The organism is Gracilibacillus sp. HCP3S3_G5_2, from assembly GCF_052063305.1.
Taxonomy (GTDB): domain Bacteria; phylum Bacillota; class Bacilli; order Bacillales; family Amphibacillaceae; genus Gracilibacillus.
Genome location: NZ_JBQHXU010000002.1, coordinates 351,719 through 370,463, shown reverse-complemented (window position 1 = coordinate 370,463; position 18,745 = coordinate 351,719). Strand labels below are relative to the sequence as shown.

18 protein-coding genes and 1 pseudogene are annotated in these 18,745 nt (G+C 35.8%); 16 read left to right on the top strand and 3 right to left on the bottom strand.

Features of this window, described 5'->3' with window-relative positions; translation table 11 throughout:
* Positions 1 to 333 precede the first annotated feature (333 nt).
* The 3 genes and pseudogenes from ACTNEP_RS04300 to ACTNEP_RS04290 form a co-directional block, all read left to right on the top strand.
* Positions 334 to 789: pseudogene (locus ACTNEP_RS04300) on the top strand (HK97 family phage prohead protease); the annotation flags it as partial.
* A 2-nt stretch (positions 790 to 791) separates the two neighbouring features.
* Positions 792 to 1,529, top strand: a complete 738-nt coding sequence (locus ACTNEP_RS04295) for a phage major capsid protein (protein ID WP_441160442.1) — start codon at positions 792 to 794, stop codon at positions 1,527 to 1,529.
* Between the two features lies 1 nt (position 1,530).
* Positions 1,531 to 1,974 (top strand): hypothetical protein, encoded by a 444-nt coding sequence (locus tag ACTNEP_RS04290; RefSeq protein ID WP_441160440.1) that lies wholly within the window; start codon positions 1,531 to 1,533, stop codon positions 1,972 to 1,974.
* Between the two features lie 891 nt (positions 1,975 to 2,865).
* Here ACTNEP_RS04290 and ACTNEP_RS04285 read toward each other — a convergent pair.
* Positions 2,866 to 3,015, bottom strand: a complete 150-nt coding sequence (locus ACTNEP_RS04285; RefSeq protein ID WP_441160594.1) for an ion channel — start codon at positions 3,013 to 3,015, stop codon at positions 2,866 to 2,868.
* A 242-nt stretch (positions 3,016 to 3,257) separates the two neighbouring features.
* On the opposite strand from ACTNEP_RS04285, the gene ACTNEP_RS04280 reads away from it, so the two are divergent.
* The 8 genes from ACTNEP_RS04280 (at position 3,258) to ACTNEP_RS04245 (ending at position 12,663) form a co-directional block, all read left to right on the top strand.
* Positions 3,258 to 5,990, top strand: coding sequence for a dynamin family protein (locus ACTNEP_RS04280; RefSeq protein WP_441160438.1), 2,733 nt, complete (start codon positions 3,258 to 3,260; stop codon positions 5,988 to 5,990).
* A gap of 226 nt (positions 5,991 to 6,216) precedes the next feature.
* A complete protein-coding gene (locus ACTNEP_RS04275) occupies positions 6,217 to 7,047 on the top strand; it encodes a sulfite exporter TauE/SafE family protein (RefSeq protein ID WP_441160436.1) in 831 nt (276 codons plus the stop codon).
* 15 nt (positions 7,048 to 7,062) lie between these two features.
* Complete coding sequence (locus ACTNEP_RS04270; RefSeq protein WP_441160435.1) at positions 7,063 to 8,457, top strand: bifunctional metallophosphatase/5'-nucleotidase; 1,395 nt, start codon at positions 7,063 to 7,065, stop codon at positions 8,455 to 8,457.
* A 56-nt stretch (positions 8,458 to 8,513) separates the two neighbouring features.
* Entirely contained in the window at positions 8,514 to 8,828 is a 315-nt protein-coding gene (locus ACTNEP_RS04265; RefSeq protein WP_441160434.1) for a YunC family protein, read from the top strand.
* A 104-nt stretch (positions 8,829 to 8,932) separates the two neighbouring features.
* Positions 8,933 to 10,024: an HD-GYP domain-containing protein gene (locus tag ACTNEP_RS04260; protein ID WP_441160433.1), complete on the top strand. Its 1,092-nt coding sequence runs from the start codon at positions 8,933 to 8,935 to the stop codon at positions 10,022 to 10,024.
* A gap of 66 nt (positions 10,025 to 10,090) precedes the next feature.
* Complete coding sequence (yunB, locus tag ACTNEP_RS04255) at positions 10,091 to 10,879, top strand: sporulation protein YunB (protein ID WP_441160432.1); 789 nt, start codon at positions 10,091 to 10,093, stop codon at positions 10,877 to 10,879.
* Positions 10,880 to 10,990: 111 nt separating this feature from the next.
* A complete protein-coding gene (locus ACTNEP_RS04250; protein WP_441160431.1) occupies positions 10,991 to 12,472 on the top strand; it encodes a sodium-dependent transporter in 1,482 nt (493 codons plus the stop codon).
* Between the two features lie 89 nt (positions 12,473 to 12,561).
* Complete coding sequence (locus tag ACTNEP_RS04245; RefSeq protein WP_441160430.1) at positions 12,562 to 12,663, top strand: methionine/alanine import family NSS transporter small subunit; 102 nt, start codon at positions 12,562 to 12,564, stop codon at positions 12,661 to 12,663.
* Positions 12,664 to 12,692: 29 nt separating this feature from the next.
* Here the strand turns inward: ACTNEP_RS04245 and ACTNEP_RS04240 are convergent, their stop codons facing one another.
* Positions 12,693 to 13,652 carry a M23 family metallopeptidase gene (locus ACTNEP_RS04240; protein ID WP_441160429.1) on the bottom strand — a complete coding sequence of 320 codons (960 nt, stop codon included), beginning with the start codon at positions 13,650 to 13,652 and terminating at the stop codon, positions 12,693 to 12,695.
* A gap of 118 nt (positions 13,653 to 13,770) precedes the next feature.
* Here ACTNEP_RS04240 and ACTNEP_RS04235 point away from each other — a divergent pair, with 118 nt between their 5' ends.
* The gene (locus ACTNEP_RS04235; RefSeq protein WP_441160428.1) at positions 13,771 to 14,055 is read left to right on the top strand and encodes a YutD family protein; all 285 of its coding nucleotides are present in this window, start codon (positions 13,771 to 13,773) and stop codon (positions 14,053 to 14,055) included.
* A 216-nt stretch (positions 14,056 to 14,271) separates the two neighbouring features.
* On the opposite strand, the gene ACTNEP_RS04230 is transcribed toward ACTNEP_RS04235, so the two are convergent.
* Complete coding sequence (locus ACTNEP_RS04230) at positions 14,272 to 14,571, bottom strand: SAV0927 family protein (RefSeq protein WP_441160427.1); 300 nt, start codon at positions 14,569 to 14,571, stop codon at positions 14,272 to 14,274.
* A 242-nt stretch (positions 14,572 to 14,813) separates the two neighbouring features.
* On the opposite strand from ACTNEP_RS04230, the gene ACTNEP_RS04225 reads away from it, so the two are divergent.
* The 4 genes from ACTNEP_RS04225 to ACTNEP_RS04210 all read left to right on the top strand — a co-directional run bounded on the left by ACTNEP_RS04225 (position 14,814) and on the right by ACTNEP_RS04210 (position 18,698).
* Entirely contained in the window at positions 14,814 to 15,254 is a 441-nt protein-coding gene (locus ACTNEP_RS04225) for a DUF86 domain-containing protein (protein WP_441160426.1), read from the top strand.
* 149 nt (positions 15,255 to 15,403) lie between these two features.
* Complete coding sequence (gene moaA, locus ACTNEP_RS04220; protein WP_441160425.1) at positions 15,404 to 16,420, top strand: GTP 3',8-cyclase MoaA; 1,017 nt, start codon at positions 15,404 to 15,406, stop codon at positions 16,418 to 16,420.
* Between the two features lie 17 nt (positions 16,421 to 16,437).
* Positions 16,438 to 17,448, top strand: coding sequence for a ThiF family adenylyltransferase (locus tag ACTNEP_RS04215; RefSeq protein ID WP_441160424.1), 1,011 nt, complete (start codon positions 16,438 to 16,440; stop codon positions 17,446 to 17,448).
* Positions 17,449 to 17,459: 11 nt separating this feature from the next.
* Positions 17,460 to 18,698: a molybdopterin molybdotransferase MoeA gene (locus tag ACTNEP_RS04210; protein WP_441160423.1), complete on the top strand. Its 1,239-nt coding sequence runs from the start codon at positions 17,460 to 17,462 to the stop codon at positions 18,696 to 18,698.
* Positions 18,699 to 18,745 lie beyond the last annotated feature (47 nt).

Below are 18,745 nucleotides of genomic sequence, written 5' to 3'. Positions count from 1 at the left end.
GGGTCTAACGGCTTTTTAAGGATTGAAACCAAGCCAACAGGGGTATAATATTACTAATTCTTTGTACACAAAGTTGATTCAAAGTCCGCAATAAGAAGAACTCACAAAAGGGGCATTTTGTGGGTTTTTTTTATGCCCTTTTTTATTGTGTGAACCATGAAAAACCCTTATCTATCAAGGTTTTTGGGCAAACTAATAACACCAATACCAAACCAAAAATCTATTACCGAAAAATAGTGATGATATAAAAATCCAAGATAGAAAGGGGGTACATAATTTTGATTGAAATCAGGGGCGATTTAAAGAGATTATCAAGGAAAAGTATTTGAACGTGCTTTAAGCCGTGCAAAGGATGTTCTATTGCTTTTTAACCATGATGGAAATAGAAAACTTGGTTCCATAACCCAAGGAAATCTAAAACTCATGGAAGATTCAATAGGGTTGAAGGCTGAAACCGAAATCAGGGATTCATCCATTATTGAAAAAGCAAAACAGGGCAATTTTTTGCAAGGTTGGTCTTTTGGGTTCATTGAACGGAAAATCCGTTTTGAAAAAGGTTCTGATGGGATTGAAAGGCGATTCATTGAAGATTTAGACCTGAAAGAAGTGTCTTTATTATCTGTGAAACCTGCTTATCCTTGTTGTTCGGTGGAAATCCGAAATAATGGCATCTATGAAAGGCGTTATTCTGACTTGAATCTTGAAATCAAGAATCATGAAATTAAAAATCCTAATTTGGATTTATACGAGAACGAAATAAAATATCTTACACTGAAGGGAATGTTTTAAAAATGTTTATTGGTACTCAAATGGCTTTACTGAAACAGGCACAACAAAGAGAACAACATTTGAACGAAATGAAAGGCATCCTGAACACGGCTAAAAAAGAAAACCGTGCTTTTACGGATGAAGAAAATACAAAGTTTGAAAATCTTCAAAAGTCTGCGGAATCAATTGATGCAGAACTTGAAAAGAACAATACAAGCCTAGAGGATTTAATCACTAAAATGGATGAACGTGAAAGCAAAGTAAGAGCATTAACAAAACAACCTGAAGAAAAAAAGAAAGCAAAAAAGCGTTCTGAAAATCCTTTAGAGGTTCGAGGATATACAGGAAAAGAACGAATCGGAAACAATGATACTGATGTTACAATCGGTGATTTAGTTGTGGCTTATGTAACAGGAAAACCAAGAAATGAAATGGTTAAAAGGGCAATGAGTACAACATCTTCAGGGGTTCTTGTTCCTACTGAAGTTTATCAGGGATTCATTGACCAAATGAGAGATACAAATTTCTTGTTGAATGTTACAACTTATCCAATGACTACAAAAGCCCTTGTGATTCCAAAAGTTGTGGGTGATATCCTTCCTACTTTCAAGGCTGAAAATGATTTAATTGTGGAATCTAACCCTGTTTTTGATGGGGTTCGTTTAGAGGCTAAACCTTTATATGCAATGACTTCAATCAGTTTAGGATTGCTTGAATCATCTTCAGTTGATTTAGGAATGGCAGTAACAAATGGCATTTAGCATGGCACAAGCCGTTCAAAGTTTCATGCTGAAGGGTGGGGGAACTTTAGGTTTTGAAGGTATCTTAAATGACCCTAACATCAATGTTATTGATGCTAGTGCTATTGATTATGCTAGTATTGGTGCTGGTATGCGTGCTATTAGAAGTGCTAATGGTAAACCTAACACTCTTATTCTTAACAATGGGGATGCTACTGATATTGAATTGCTAACAGATACAACAGAGCAATTTATAGCACCTCCTAACTTTATGAACAATCTTGAAACCTATATTCCCTTGGTGGTGGGCTTGATGAAGGTGAAGGGGTTGTTGCAGACCTTCAAAGGATTGCATGAGGTATTCTTTCTGAAGGTGGTTTACAGATTGATATTGATAAATCAGGGGATGCCTTCAACCGTGGACAAATCAAAATCCGTGCTAGAATCAACAGTGATTTTGCCCTAACAAATCCTAGATTGATTTCTTATCTAAGACCTGCACCAACAGTTTAAAGGCAAAGTAAAAAGACTAGGGTTGAACCAAGACCCTAGCCTTTTTTCTGCATTCAGATTGAACGAAAATTAAGCCATACAACAACAAAAACCGTTAATAGTCAAATTGTTACTTCTTGATAGGTTGTTGGTGAGACAAAAATCCCTAACAGTGTTTCTTCTTTGACCGTTTATATATTGTTCCCAAGGCAAATAAAAAAGACCCACAATCCCCATTGTGAGTCTTTCTAAGTTCGTGCAAAGTTGGGTTTATAAGAATAGTTTGAAGTGATTTCCAAAACGCTTTATATCAAGGGTTTAAGGGGTTATTTGGATTGGTTTTCATGTCATTTTAACCTCAATTAATCAAGTTCGAGATGGAAGGGTCTATTGGTTAATTGAGGTTGTAGCTTTGATATCCTAAGCGTTAAGAGGATAATCACATCATAGATAACGAGTTCGTGCCGTTTTTGTGCCGATCTCGTTATCTTTATATATATATAGATAAAACGCCTAAAAGTCTAAAGAATAGTGGTACAAATATTTTTTGGTGGTTGAAGAAAAAAATCTTAGATAATGAAGAAGAGGTTCGATCGTTAAGGGATGCCATATCCATTGTATTTATTCTTTTTGGAAAATAGAGCAGTTGAAAGGAAAACACAAGAGATTTTGTTGATAATAAAAAGTATCTACAGGTGAGTATCTACTGTTAATATTAACTTGTTGTGGTATTTTTTTCTTTTGTGGTAATAGCTGATTCATTGTTAAGGTCTTCTAACAATAGAATGATTCTCTGTTTTTCTCTTTCGTTAAGTTCATCGTATCTATTTAATTCTGATTTAATAAAATCTAATGTAGGATTCTTCTATTCAATCCCTCTCACAAAATAAGTAGTTAAAGAACCTGTAAACATGCCTATTAATCCAATACCGATTATCATTAAAAATATGGCAACTAATCTACCAACAATCGATTGAGGAGATACACCGTAACTTCTTAAGTAATTATAAAATATGTTATACGAACTCGAAAATTAATGCTTATGTTATCATTCATCATTTTTTTATGCCTGATTATACCCCGCAATAAATAATCACTCCGTCCATTAAATCTTTTTATCATTACCTACAAAAAAAGTGAACTAATTTACGAATTATTTATATGTGAAAGTATGGAATATAAATGAATATATTAATAAAGTAGTTTCCATGATTACATGAAAGATGATGAAACTAATAAATAGTATGGAGGATAAAAATGATATCAGAAGAACAACTTGTTCATAAATCCTATTATAAAACCTTTATCGACGGTACAGTAAATGTGCATCCGATCAAGGCATTGGGTGAAATGTATTTAGCGGAGCAACAAAAAGAAGTAAATGACCTTACGTATATTCGATTTGCTCAGGGAGAGGTATATTTCTTAAACAATGACTATGAAGCTGCAATTTATAAATGGGAGCATATTTCAAATGAACTTAAACCATGGGCTCTTAAGAATATAGGAGATGCCCATATGCAATTAGATCTGCTTGCAATTGCTGAGGATTATTACAAAGCAGTAGAAACGGAATCCGATGTTTTAAAAACGGAAGTACTTTTGGAATTATTTGCGTTATACATACGCAGAGATAATTTTGAAAAAGCAGTAGCTTCTATCAAAGAAGCAGTTCAGTTAAATCCAGATTATCCAGAAGTAACAGAAATTGCAAGGAAATTTTTTGAAGAAAATATGGACTATACAAGTGCGATGGAACTAGCTATTAAGGAAGCGATTCGAACAGAAGATTTATCCTGGTTCGAAACGTTAAGAATGTATGTGGAACAAGGCTATACAGAAAGCTTAGCACCGGCAACTTTTCGGGAAGTACTAAAGACTTTACTTAACATTAATCCTACAAGGTTCGAAGGCCTAAGTGTTGCACTCTGGAACAGCTATAAATATACGGATTATTATTTTGATTGGTTAAAGGAAATTAATCAGTTATTCATTGATATGGAATTAGACAGAGTAACGATATGGCATGACTTATCTCTTCTCTATAATGAAACGTTTAAGGAATTAATAAATGGTAAGTATTTGTTAAAAGAGTTGTCTCATATCATCCCACCACATTTAACTAATTGGTTAAAGATCTCTCCAGCATCCACTATTCTCGAATCGTCCTCAGCTGCCATAGCGTGGAATGAGGTTTTTCCGTCTAGTTTAGATGATTCCACTATCAATATGGCAGAAAGCATGTTAAGAGATGCACAACAGAAGCATATGGATCTAGAAGAAGTGTACAGTCTTATTGAAAATATGAAAAAATGGGCAGCAAATCATCAAGTAACATTAGGAAATCGATTTGAATGGACGGTTCGCAAGTTGCTGGACTTAGAAGACTTTCATTTACTTGTAACTGGACCAGCTAATAGTGGGAAGAAAGACTTTGTTAATACAATAATTAATGAGGACTTACTGGACGGATCGGCATCAACAACCGTTATCTTCGAGGATAAAGACCAAGCCGAAATGAAGGTGATGAATGATGAAGAGGAAAGAACTATAGCTAACTTACATGACTTTATTCAAGGTACAAAAATGCCGCAAACATTAGTCCACTGTCATATGCCAGTAGACTTTTTACAGGAAAATCAAGTTACACTTATCGACACACCAGGGTTTACTGACCAAAGGAAAACAAAGAAAGAAGTTTTCCAATATTTGCATTTGGCAGATGCGGTACTCTATGTCTTAAACGTAGAATCTGTACCTACATTTAATGAGTTGGATATGGCTGTTAAAATGAGAGAACGAGCACCAGAAACACCCATACATTTTTTATTATACGAAGTCAGCGGTAGATCGAATCAGGAAATAACGGAAAAAAGTATTACTTGGATCCATAAATATTTCCCAAATGCAAAAGTTCTGACATTTTCTCCGTTTGCAGAAAAAAATAGTCAGTTACAGGCTTTTTCCTCGTTTATCCAATCGTTAAGGAAAGATTATGATATGGTGAATGAGCGTAAAACGAAAATATTACATTATGCGAGACGTTCGACACAATTACTTCATAATCGAAGACTGGAATTGGAAAATTCGTTAATAGAAGAAATGAATTGGAATCAGGAAATGGTAGGGAAATTGGAAGGAGCATTATATCAAGTAAGTGATCTTGAAGAAGAGAATACGACCGATATTAAAAAAGCTTATCATGAAGTATTGGTTGATTTAAGAAAGAGTTTAACCACGAAAATTCCTGAAATACTCAAAAACTGTTCGGAGCTTGTCAAAGATGATAGTGAGATTGAGAAAATTCACGTTGAACTTAATGATGAAATGAACAGACGCGTGACAGAATTTGTTAAAGAAGAAGCTTTACCTAACTTACGTACAGCTATCCATGAATGGATTTCTCTTAGTGAACAAAAATTCCGTGAAACGGAAGAATACCTACAAGAAATGCGGGATAGTTTTAATCAATTGTATGGTGAGGAAAAACTCTCCTTAAATTGTGATTTTAAAGTTCTGGATGATTGGAAAAGAGATGTCGAAAGGATGACAAGATATAATATAGAGCTTGGTAACATACGAATTTTCAAGCGTACGACGTCATCTCAATATTTATTAAAGGCTACTGGAACACTGTTTGGGGCTCTCGCTAAAAATAAGAGCCTGCTGCAGGAGAAATATAAGCAGTTCATTGAGACAAAAGATTACAGGGAAATTGTTACATCCATTACCGATGAGTTCATGCAACAGTTTGAGTATTTTGAAAAAACATTAGATAGAGATATTAACATGTTTTTTGCTAACACAGTAGAAGAATTGAGTCACACCTTAAAGGAAACAAACCAAACGATAGAAATAAGTAAAGAATCACTAGAAAATAAAAGAAAAAACCCTGAATTCTATCAAGATCCGTTGAGTCTATTTGAAGTAAAGGTACGTCAATATGAGTGGATGAGAGAAGCTGGGAAGCGACAAGCTGAATTTCAGTAAGGTGGTAAGGTATTGACAGTAAGCTTATTTACAATGAATGACCAATTGTTGTTGCAAAAGTAAGGAACCAAACTCTTTGGGGAGCTCGAAGGAAACTGTCATTAATGATACTCATAATATTTGCAGGATAAATATAAGCCTCCTCAATTGGATAAATTCCCTCATAAGCTTTATAATAAAGAGTAATGCATCATAAGAACTAAGTTTAAAGATTGTAGGGATACGTTTGGTTATTATTATCTGTTTGATTATTGGATTATTATCGGCTATGTTAGGAAGCATAGTGGGATTTGGGGGAGGGGTTATCCTCGTACCAATTTTATTAATTCTACATGCAACAACTCCATTATTTGATTGGGCGAGTGCAAGTACCATTGTAGGTATATCTCTGATTATTATGATATTTACTGCCTTATCATCTACTTATGCTTATGCAAAAAGCAAACGAATAGATTATAAAAGTGGATTATATTTTATTGGTGGTAGTCTGCCAGGCGGTATATTGGGAGCATGGTTAAATCAGTTCGTTGAAACAGATATGTTTTCGTTGTTTTTAGGAATATTTATGTTATTGATCTTTTCCATGTTCTTATTTAAAAAAACGCCTATACCAGAAAAAGAAGACATCGATATCGATAATTCACATAAAGTGGTACGTGAGGTGAAAATAGGAGAGTCTACTTACCGTTATGCATTTTCTCCATATATTGCGATTGCTATAGCTTTTGTGGTAGGAATGTTATCCGGCTTTTTTGGAATTGGTGGTGGCTCTTTAATGGTACCTGCAATGATCTTATTGTTTCATTTTCCTCCTCATATAGCTACTGCTACATCGATGTTTATGATTTTAGCACTTAGTATTGTTAGTTCTGGTACACATATTGTGTTAGGTCATATAGAATGGATGTATGTATGGGCCTTTATTCCAGGTGCATGGTTTGGTGGAGTTTTAGGTGCCAAAATTAATCAGCAACTATCAAGTAAAACAGTAGAATATTTGTTAAGAACTGTCGTATTCCTCATTGGTATACGCTTGATCTGGCAAGGTTTGTTTTAGGGAGGGCTTGTCTTCATGATCGAACATATCCATTTTTATTATTGTAATGACTTACATAGTCACTTTGATCAATGGCCGAATATTGTCCATTATTTTAACAAAAAGAAAAAGCAGCATACCCAGGCAAATGAACAAAGCTGGAGAATTGATATCGGGGATCATGTAGATCGGTCTCATCCCATTGCAGAGGCATACAGTGGGAAAGCTAATGTTGAATTATTAAATGAAGCAGGGTTTGATTTTGCAACGATCGGTAATAATGAAGGAATTACACTAGAATATAATGACTTATATCACTTATATGATCAGGCTAATTTTCAAGTTACTTGCGGCAATTTGAAGTCGGTAAACAATGATAAACCATCTTGGTTGCAAAACAGTATTTCCATCCAAACAAAAGAGGGTTTACATATAAAACTATTTGGTCTTACTGCACCGTTTAATCCATTTTATCATCCTTTAGGCTGGCATGTAGAATCACCGTACGATTATTTAATACGGGAAATAAATGAGCTAAGAAAAGATGCAGATATACTTATATTACTTTCTCATTTAGGATATTCTGAAGACCAGTTAATTGCTGAAAGGTATCCGGAGATCGATATTATTATTGGTGGTCATACGCATCATTTATTGAAAAATGGTGAAAAGGTGAACGGTACATTGTTAACTGCGGCAGGTAAACATGGAAAATATATTGGAGAAGTCCATATAGATTGGGATCATCAGTCAGGTAAAATTATTAATAAACAGGCTTATACAGTTGAAACAGAGCATCTCAGCCAAGATAAAGAGACCGTGAAAAAAATTGAAACATTGAATAAATCAGCACAAGCTCTATTAGATAAGCAAGTAACATTTTTAGATAGTCGTTTAACAGTTGATTGGTTCGAAGAGACACCTATCATTGAAAAATTAACGGATAAATTGAAAGATTGGACGAAGGCGGATATTAGTATGTTAAATGCAGGCTTGCTATTAGAAAGCATGGAGGAAGGTTATGTTACATATGGAGATATCCACCGCATTTGTCCTCATCCGATAAATCCTTGTACGGTAAGGCTAAGAGGCATTGAAGTATTAGAGGTTGTGCGTGGGGCATATGATGAGGCACTTATGCACTTTGAACTGAAGGGATTTGGTTTCAGAGGTAAAGTGTTGGGGAAATTTATATTTAGCGGTATTGAGATTGATACAGAAATAGACCAAAATGGAATAGAACATGTTACATATGTCTCAATGAATGGCAAAGAAATTGAACATAATAAAGTCTATCTCTTTGCAACAGCAGATATGTTTACTTTTGGACAAATGTTTCCAGAGATTGCAAGATCTACTACAAAAAAATTTTATTTGCCAGAATTTATGAGAGATTTGCTAGCGGATGCTTTAATATCATCGTCTTCTTAAATAGACACACATATACACTTCCTTCATATTTTATATGGAGAGGAGTGTGTTTTTTTATGATGGAAATGAAACCAATATTTATAAAGAATCACCCTTTTACAGCCATTTCTGTAAAACTTCCCTATACGAATCTTTTGGTGATTGCCAATGATGTCGGATATGTTATGTGTGGGGCTTTAGATGTAGAATTATTGAATGATCGATTAACGGATCGCCCCATTGTTGCAGGGCGAGCAGTTGGGGTTAAAACGATTGAAGAATTGCAAAAAGCTAAATTAGATAAGGTAACCAACTACTCCAAGAACTATGGTTGGGAAGAAGGTATGATGATAGAAGAAGCGCTGTTAAAAATAGCCAACAAAAAGGGTTAATTTAACTACTAATCATCAATTAACGGGCAAAATATATGAAAAATAGTAGATTATATCGACATTTTCTGATAAAATTTTACCAAAACAATAAATAGGTGTTTGATATGAGGGTAGTTCCAACCAATTGTATCCGGGCAGGTAATGTACTAGCAAAGCCGATATACGATGCACATGGCCGGATTTTAGTGCAACAGAATATGCAATTAACGGAAATAATGATAGAGCGTTTGAAAAGTTCAGGCATAACGTATGTAGTTGTTCAGGAGGAGGACACAGAAGATATCGTTATTGATGGACCTATTCCTGAACGACAGCGGTTAGAAGCTGTGCAAAAAATAAAAGACACCTTCCAGCGGTTAAAATTAGATGACCTTACGAAAAATAATTACCTATTGGAAGATGCTGCAGTAAAACTAGAAGTATTAGTCAGAGAAATCGCCAGTGAATTAAATAAAAATGATGACGTTATTCATTACTTATCAAATTTATTAATCATCGATGATCATCTTTTTTCCCATTCCCTAAATGTAAGTATGTATTCACTTGCACTAGCACAAGAGTTGAATTTGCAGAATACCGACATGGTACAACTGGGACTAGGAGCAGTGTTACATGATATAGGTAAATTAATTATTCCGGAAGAAATTATCAATAAGCCTGGAAAGCTTACGAACAAGGAACTAAAAATTGTGCAAGCACATACTGAATATGGCTTTGATATGTTGAGAAAAGCACCGAATATTCCACTAATAGTTGCACACTGTGCATATCAGCATCATGAACGTATGGATGGGTCAGGTTATCCAAGAGGAATAAAAAGGAACGCAATTCACCCGTTTGCTAGAATTATTGGAGTAGCCGATGTTTTTGATGCAGTGACAAGTAATCGAGTATATAGAAACGCCATGTTACCACATGAAGGGTTAGAAATTTTATACGGTGGGGCAGGAACTCAATTTGATAAACACCTAGTCGAGATGTTTAAAAGAACAGTAGCCCTCTATCCAAACGGTTTAACTGTCTATTTAAGTGATGGCAGAGTAGGTGTTGTTGCTCGTCAAAATTCACACCTATTTGAACGCCCTGTAGTCCGGATACTGAAGGAGAACGGTTCAAAGATAACGCCGTATGATCTAGATTTGAAAGAGGTATTAGATGTGATGATTGTCAGTACAGATCAATTTATCACAATTTAATAAAAATAATAAAAATACAACTAAATGAATCCTTCCAATCATATTAATAGATTGGGGGGATTTATTATGCGCAGAAAAAATTGGAATAGACGAAAGATAGGTTCACCTCCAGCTAATCAACTAATTTTTATATCATTTTTCATTTTTATACTGACGATGATTGCAAGTATTTTAATTGTTAACGAAGGTATCAAGCCTGTACTGTTGGATTATGCGAAAGTTCGTGTAGAACAAATTGCTAATCAAGCAATGGGGATAGCTGTAAGTAAAAAAATTTCAGAAGATTTAGAAGCTGGCGATTTAATACAAGTACAATATGATGATGATGGAAAAGTGGAAAATTATATTTTTAATGCAGTAGTAGAAAATCGTGTGCAAAGAAATGTTCAGTACCGTGTAGAAAATTTCTTGAAGTTATTGGAAAAAGGGGAACGCCCAGAGTCAGGCGTACCGCTCGAAGTTGAACTGGATCTTGAGCCATCAGAACAAGAGTTATTGAACGATGTAAGAGAAAAAGGCTTATTAGTAGAAGTTCCATTAGGTCAAGCATTAGGAGTGCCATTGTTAGCTAATCTCGGGCCAAAAGTCCCGGTTAATATGGAAGTAATAGGTAGTGTTGGAACGGAAATAACGAGTGAAATAGTGCAAACTGGAATAAATGGTGCGTATATTCATGTGAATGTTCATATAGAAGTGGAAATGATGGTTGTGATCCCATTTGCTTCAGAGCCGTATAGAGTAGTCCAAGATATTCCTGTAACGAAAGTATTTCATCCTGGCGATGTCCCAAATTATTATCATGAAGGAGGAGAAGGCTCAGATCTGTCTATTCCTATAGACCCAAATATAGAATAATAGTATTTTCCTATTTTTTCCTTTGACAGAATATTCGGAAATCCGATATAATTTCTAAGATTAAAACTATTACTATAGAGAAATCATTAAAAATTGAGAGGAGTTAAAACAATGAACAACAGATCACAGTGGGGCACACGCCTTGGTTTCCTCCTGGCAGCTATTGGGTCAGCTGTAGGATTAGGAAACATTTGGCGTTTCCCTGCAACGGCTTTTGAAAATGGTGGAGGTGCATTTTTTGTTCCGTATTTGTTTGCCTTATTAACGGCAGGTATTCCGTTACTTATTATGGAATATACAATTGGACATAAATATCGTAGCTCGGCACCTAGAAGTTTTTCGAAAATTAGTAAAGGCATGGAATGGGTAGGATGGTGGCAGGTTCTAATTGCCTTTGTTATTTCTACTTACTATCCAATTATTATCGCATGGTCGATGATGTATGCTTATTTCTCTTTAGGGACTCAGTGGGGAGAAGATCCAACAGGATTCTTTGTCGGAGACTATTTAAATCTTGCTGATGCTGGAACTTTCGGTTCCATCGTACCGGCTGTCATGATTCCTTTATTAGTTGTTTGGGCATTAGTGTTATTTTTCTTAGGACGAGGAGTTAAGAAGGGGATTGAGTTAGCTAATAGAATCTTCATACCGACATTATTTATTGTATTTCTTATTATTGTTATCCGTGCTGTTACACTACCAGGAGCGTTTGAAGGGTTGGACGCCTTCTTTAAACCTAATTGGAGCAGTATTACAGATGGTTCGGTTTGGGTGGCAGCATATGGTCAAATTTTCTTTAGTTTGTCGATTGCTTTTGCTATCATGATTACTTATTCCTCGTATTTACCAAAAAAATCTGATATTACTAATAATGCGTTTATAACTGGATTTGCTAATTCATCCTTCGAATTACTAGCAGGTATTGGTGTATTTGCGGTTTTAGGATTCATGGCAGTTCAAGCAAATACAGAAGTATCTGAAGTGGTTGCAGGAGGCGTAGGTTTGGCATTTATGGTTTTTCCTGAAATCATTAGTCAAATGCCTGCAGCTGGCTTCTTTGGATTCCTATTCTTTGCATCATTGTTCTTAGCTGGGTTATCTTCCATGATTTCCATTTCAGAAACATATATTGCAGGTCTACAAGAAAAGTTTTCGATTTCACGTGGTAAAGCCGTTCTATTTGGTGGTGGCCTTGCACTGATTGCTTCTTTATTCTACGCAACTCAAGGCGGACTGAACTTGTTGGATACGGTTGATTATTTTATCAACAATTATGGTGTAGCACTTGCTGGTTTATTTGAAGTAGTAGCTATCGCCTGGTTCGCTCGTTCCCTAAAAGACTTGCAGAGCCATGCAGATTCTATATCAGATATTAAACTAGGGATATGGTGGAGAATTTGTTTAGGCATCATTACACCAATAGTATTAGGCTATATGATGTTGCAAAATCTTAGAACAGAAGTATCACGCCCATATGAAGACTATCCAATTGATTTCTTATTTACGTATGGCTGGGTAGTAGCGATCGGTGCAATGTTCGTAGGTGCATTATTAACAATAAAAAAATGGCCAAGTAAAGATCACGAAGCATAAAGGGAGATTCCACATAGTAGGAATTTTTTATCGCCCACTTAGCTTTAGTAGTGACTACGGTTAAATAGAAGAGCAAAGGAGGTATACTCATGTCTGGCAGTGCAATTGTTATGGCGGTAATTGGTATAGTAGTTATATGGGGCGGCTTAATTGCTAGCGTAATTCGAGCAAGAAGTGTCTCCAAAGATTAACAATAATAATCCGTAAAGTGGTGAAAACTTTACGGATTATTTCTTTCCCATCGTTTTAAATGTGGGTATGGATCAAATGACCATTCGGTTTTTCCATTATCTTTATATAAACCATAGTGCAAATGTGGTGGGAATTTCCCAGAAGTTCCTGGTGGACCATAACCGGAAGAGCCAACGGATCCAATTGTTTGTCCTGCTTCGACGATGTCTCCAATTTCTAATCCATCCGCAAATCCATTTAAATGAGCGTAATAATGATATCGGTTGTATATATCACGGATACCTATGCGCCAGCCTCCATACCTATTCCATCCTTTGAGCTCTACAATACCGAATGTAGTAGCCCTTACAGGAGTACCATAGTCAGCAAAAATGTCGGTTCCTTCATGTATTCTTCTTCCACCAAACCCTCTTGCATCTCCCCATGTGTTTCGGTAACTATAATTGTATCCCTTAGGTATGGGAAAGGCTGTTTCATCAAGACTAATTTTTTGATAGGTTTTAAACAAACGGGCATAGTTCATAATAGATAGTACCGTTAATTCTCGTTGATAATAATTCCAAAGTGCTGTCCGAATATCTTGATCTGAATGTCCGTACTGTTGAATATAGTGAGCCATTGAGTATAAAACATCATAATCATTCGTATGATCCGCTATTCCATCACCGTCACCATCTTTGCCAATACCACCAAACATTTCGATTACACTTTCGTCTGTTGGTTCGGTAACGGGTGAAAGTCCATACCATTTAAGCTCAGGGATTTTTATCATGATTAATGAATCATTGTCATCTGATTGATCGGAGTTAATATTGGCTTCATAACGGTTAATTGCCGCTAAATAATACCAAGGTATTAATGTGACAGCTTCCATTTGTTTATATAGGCTGATTTTTTCTTGATCAATATCCACATTTTCTTCTGCATGTGCTATAGTAGAGAGAAGAAAAAAACTTGTGAATGTTAATAATAAGCATCGCTGAATCAAAGGATATAGCCTCCCCTTGTTGTTTTTTCAGATAGATAACGTTAGTTTAGGTTATAAATGTTGATTTCATGCTAGTAACTTTTGTTAATTTGACTCTGGAAAAAAGGTGTGAAAATGAGTGGTTGAAGTACAAGGTCATCGTTATGAGATAGTGAAGGATTATCGTAATGCTTTTGAAGAAAGAGCTTTTAAGGAAAGATATACGGATATATTAAGTAAATATGATTTTATCGTGGGTGATTGGGGTTATGAACAACTTCGCTTAAAAGGGTTTTATGATGATCAAAATCCTAAAGCTACTTTTGATACAAAAATAAGTACGTGTGAGGATTACCTATACGAATATTGTAACTTTGGTTGCCCATTTTTTATTGTTAAACAAATCGAAGGGGCTGGCAGATAACTTAAGGAACAGAAAATCCGAACATTCCGACATAGTGTAGTCAAAATACGTATTGGGAACAGCATGGAGCTGAAGTGCTCGACGACATAGACAGCATTAGCAAAAGTGATTTTTGTGATTGAGCAGATGTTAGACTTGTGCCCTACGGTGATAATGAATATTTTGACGGAGAGGTGAACTAGTCGAGACATTAATGTTCGGATCTTCCCTTACCCATTATTCTATTGTCCCAGTCTCTTTGTCGTTTAATAATGGTTTCAAGTAGGAGCGAAAATCCTCTGCTTCCATTTCATTGAAATGGAATGCATGCTCAACAAAATTACTTTGCTTTAGCTTTGTACGATTAATTCGCGAATATTTATTAGTATTAAGATTCACTACAAGACAATCTTCTCCGAAGCTTGGAGAAGATATAATCGCAAGGTCAAACCTTTCAGTATCTCCTTTAAAACTGACAAAGCGGGTAGTGCTTTGTTCTTTTTCATTTTTGATAAATATTTTTTTTTGATCGCCCATCTTATCACTCCCTTTATAATAATATAGTTATTACTTCCTTTTCTGTAAAATATTCAAAGTCTCACTAACAATGTAGTTTATGACGTTTTTTGTGATCTTGTCAATTATTCGTTTCATTATTGCTGGTAATACACAAGTTCATGTGTTATTTTATCATATCAGAAATAATCACTGACGAGACCTTTGTTAGTGTGGTATCATATATTTAGATAGAAGTTGCTAGGAACGGTAGGGGGATTATCGTGTACTTTGTTGATATGAGGAAAATGAACGAAATATTGGACTATTTTGATCAAACTTTAACTTTGGTCAAGGATAACCATTTTCAAACATCTATTGAACATTTTGCGCTGGAACGAATAACCCATGTTTTAATTGAATCTATTCTAGATGTAGGCAATATGATGATTGATGGATTTATTATGCGTGATCCTGGAAGTTATCTGGACATCATTCATATTTTGATTGATGAAAAAGTTATTCCAGCACAAGAAAACCACGCATATGAAGCAATTATTAACATGCGAAAAGCGCTTGTTCAGGATTATAAACAAATCGATCACAATCAATTACAATCTGTTTTAAATAGAAATATCCATATTTTAATGAATTTTAGTAAGCATATTCGCACTTACCTGGCAACAGAAATGGGTGTAGCAAATACATTTACACATAATAAGTAATGTAGGTCTTTAATCAGCTAAGAGAAAGGTAGATAAAGATATATTACCTTTTTCTTTTCCTAAGAGTTGTGATGTCTCTCACAAAGATAGAATGAAACTCTTGTATAATTAAATGGATAAAAAATATTAAAGAAATGGAGCGATTCATCATGCAACAGTCAGTCATAACAGATAAATTTGGTAGAGCTCTACAGGATTTACGGATTTCTGTGACAGATCGTTGCAATTTTCGCTGTCGCTATTGTATGCCTCGAGAAATATTTGGGAAGGATTTCGCTTTTTTGCCGAAAGAACACTTGTTAAGCTTTGAAGAAATTGAACGGTTAACAAAAATATTTTTGAACTTAGGTGTACGTAAGGTACGTTTAACTGGTGGTGAACCATTATTAAGACGGGATCTCCCTATGTTAATCGAAAAATTGTCCAAGCTGGATGGGTTACAAGATATTGGTCTGACCACTAACGCAGTTTTACTCGGTAAGATGGCTGGAGATTTGAAAAAAGCCGGATTAAAGCGCGTTAATGTTAGTTTAGATGCGATTGATGATGAGACATTTATGAAGATAAATGACAGTAAAGTACGTACTCAGCCTGTGATCGACAGTATTATCAAGGCGCAAGAAATCGGATTAGGTGTAAAGGTGAATATGGTCGTAAAAAAAGGAATGAATGATCACCAAGTTGTCCCAATGGCCAAATTTTTTAAAGAATTAGGCGTCACATTACGCTTTATTGAATTTATGGACGTCGGTCAGACGAACAGCTGGGATTTCCAGCACGTGATAACAAAGAAAGAGCTCTATGGTGAAATTTCAGAACATTTTGAATTAGAAGCAATGGATCCTGCGTATTTTGGTGAAGTGGCCAAACGTTATCGATATAAAGGAACGAATACAGAAGTAGGGTTTATCACATCGGTTTCAGAATCGTTTTGTTCCTCATGTACAAGAGCAAGAATTGCAGCAGACGGTCACTTTTTTACTTGTCTATTTGCTGGAGAAGGCCTAAATTTGAAGGATATACTACGTAACGGGGCTACGGATGAGGAAGTTACAGATACGATTGTTTCACGATGGAAATATCGCAATGATCGTTATTCAGATCAACGTACAGAGGAAAGTGCCAAAAACCGTAAAAAGATCGAAATGTCATATATAGGTGGTTAAGGAAAGGATTGTATTGGATGTCAGATACCAGATATCATCGGCAAATACTTTTTCAAGGAATAGGGCAGCATGGGCAAGCACAATTATTATCCAAACATGTGTTAATCATTGGCTGTGGTGCGCTTGGTTCTTCATCCGCAGAGATGCTGACAAGAGCAGGTGTAGGAACTATTACTATTATCGATCGTGATTATGTTGAATGGTCCAATCTTCAACGGCAACATTTATTTACTGAGGAAGATGTTCAGGAGCAAATACCTAAAGCCATTGCTGCAAGCCGTAAACTAAAAAAAATAAATAGTGAAATAACTATTCAACCAGTAGTAATGGATGCTACTTCAGAAAATCTTTCTAGTTATGTAGAAAATGCCGATATAGTGATCGATGCAACAGATAATTTTGATACTCGTTTTCTAATCAATGACCTTGCGCAAAAACATAGGAAGCCATGGATTTTTGGTGCATGTGTAGGTAGCTCGGGAATGACCTTTTCGATTATGCCTGAACAAACACCTTGTCTTGATTGTTTATTAAGGGTTACACCTATGTTTGGGGCAACCTGTGATGCAGTTGGAGTGATAGGGCCAGCGGTGCAAATGGTTGTCACACATCAGACAACAGAAACATTAAAGCTATTAAGTGGGGCAGAACAAAAATTAAATAGTAAATTGCTTATTTTTGATTTATGGAATAATCATTATCAAACAATTGATGTAAGTCGTGCTAAACGCCCTAATTGTCCTAGTTGTGGTGAAAAACCGACTTATCCTAGTCTGTCTTATCAAGGCAGAACGAAAACAGAGGTACTATGCGGAAGAGATACAGTACAAATTCGTGGGAAACAATATTCATTGGAAGTTTTGGAGTCAAAGCTTGCTCATTATGGTGAAGTACAGGTGAATCCTTTTTTAGTTTCTGTTCATATCGGTAAGAAGCGACTAGTATTTTTTCAAGATGGTCGTACTTTTGTTCATGGTACGAATTCGATAGAAGATGCGAAAAAGCTATATTATCAGATTGTTGGTTAGGAGTATGTTGTATGTTAAATGAACGTAAGCCGATTCCGGTTTCAGAAGCAATCAACCGAGTTGCAAAATATAAGAAAACAGGTAAAACAGAATATGTGGAGTTAACCAATGCTTATAACCGTGTATTAGCAGAAGATTTAGTTGCTGATCATGATGTGCCACCATTTGACCGTTCGCCATATGATGGGTACGCACTTCGTTCACAGGATACTACAGAAGTAATGGAAAATAACCCGATTATAATGGAAACAGTGGGACATATTGGGGCAGGCAGTGTCTATAAGGAAAAAATAGAAAGTAAGCAAGCAGTTCGGATTATGACAGGGGCGCCGATTCCAGCAGGAGCCGATGCTGTGATTATGCTTGAAGATACTGTTTCATTTGAAGAGGATGGAAAATCGCTTGTAGCAATTAAAAAACAGCTTCATCCCCATCAAAACATTTCGTTTCAAAGCGAAGATGTGGAAAAAGGCACTGTGCTAGTGAAAAAAGGCACGCTGATTAACCCTGGAATTATTGCGTTATTAGCTACATTTGGTTATGCGCAAGTCCCTGTTGCTAAAAAACCGGTGATTGGTATCATTGCAACAGGTAGTGAATTAGTAGAAGTGGATCAGGCATTGGAGCCAGGTAAAATCCGTAATAGTAATGCATATATGATTATTGGTCAATTGCAAAGAGCAGGAGCAATACCTAAATATGTTGGGCAGTTAACTGATAATCTTGAGGAAAGCCTAGACAAGATTGCTGAGGTAATTAAGGAAGTTGACTTTTTAATTACAACTGGTGGAGTGTCAGTAGGTGATTTTGATTTACTGCCAGAGATTTACCAACAATTAGGTGCAGAAGTTTTGTTTAATAAAGTTGCCATGCGTCCGGGAAGTGTCACAACCGTTGCTTTGGTTAAGGATAAATTGCTATTTGGTTTATCTGGTAATCCATCAGCATGTTATGTTGGATTTGAACTGTTTACAAAGCCAGTTATTGACCAATTTTTGGCAAAAGAAACAATTGGAATGCTCCAACAACAGGCGACACTAGCTGCTGATTTTCCTAAACCGAACCCTTTTGACCGTTTTATTCGCGGAAATTACAAGGTCAATAATGGTCAGCTGATAGTGGAACCTGCTGGTAAGGATAAATCGAACATGGTACATAGTTTAGCGAATGCAAACTGTTTGATCCAATTACCTGGTGGAACAGAAGGATATAAAAAAGATCAACAAGTAACGATTCATTTGTTGCCCTAAGCAAATAGATATAATGAGTCAGACCGCTGAGTACGGTTTGTCATTTT

What these genes read in the sequence shown, in the direction of transcription:
- ACTNEP_RS04295 (WP_441160442.1), top strand. Translation starts at nt 792, where the DNA reads ATGTTTATTGGTACTCAAATGGCTTTACTGAAACAGGCACAACAAAGA.
- ACTNEP_RS04290 (WP_441160440.1), top strand. Translation starts at nt 1,531, where the DNA reads ATGGCACAAGCCGTTCAAAGTTTCATGCTGAAGGGTGGGGGAACTTTA.
- ACTNEP_RS04280 (WP_441160438.1), top strand. Translation starts at nt 3,258, where the DNA reads ATGATATCAGAAGAACAACTTGTTCATAAATCCTATTATAAAACCTTT.
- ACTNEP_RS04270 (WP_441160435.1), top strand. Translation starts at nt 7,063, where the DNA reads ATGATCGAACATATCCATTTTTATTATTGTAATGACTTACATAGTCAC.
- ACTNEP_RS04265 (WP_441160434.1), top strand. Translation starts at nt 8,514, where the DNA reads ATGATGGAAATGAAACCAATATTTATAAAGAATCACCCTTTTACAGCC.
- ACTNEP_RS04260 (WP_441160433.1), top strand. Translation starts at nt 8,933, where the DNA reads ATGAGGGTAGTTCCAACCAATTGTATCCGGGCAGGTAATGTACTAGCA.
- yunB (WP_441160432.1), top strand. Translation starts at nt 10,091, where the DNA reads ATGCGCAGAAAAAATTGGAATAGACGAAAGATAGGTTCACCTCCAGCT.
- ACTNEP_RS04250 (WP_441160431.1), top strand. Translation starts at nt 10,991, where the DNA reads ATGAACAACAGATCACAGTGGGGCACACGCCTTGGTTTCCTCCTGGCA.
- ACTNEP_RS04245 (WP_441160430.1), top strand. Translation starts at nt 12,562, where the DNA reads ATGTCTGGCAGTGCAATTGTTATGGCGGTAATTGGTATAGTAGTTATA.
- ACTNEP_RS04230 (WP_441160427.1), bottom strand. Translation starts at nt 14,571, where the DNA reads ATGGGCGATCAAAAAAAAATATTTATCAAAAATGAAAAAGAACAAAGC.
- moaA (WP_441160425.1), top strand. Translation starts at nt 15,404, where the DNA reads ATGCAACAGTCAGTCATAACAGATAAATTTGGTAGAGCTCTACAGGAT.
- ACTNEP_RS04215 (WP_441160424.1), top strand. Translation starts at nt 16,438, where the DNA reads ATGTCAGATACCAGATATCATCGGCAAATACTTTTTCAAGGAATAGGG.
- ACTNEP_RS04210 (WP_441160423.1), top strand. Translation starts at nt 17,460, where the DNA reads ATGTTAAATGAACGTAAGCCGATTCCGGTTTCAGAAGCAATCAACCGA.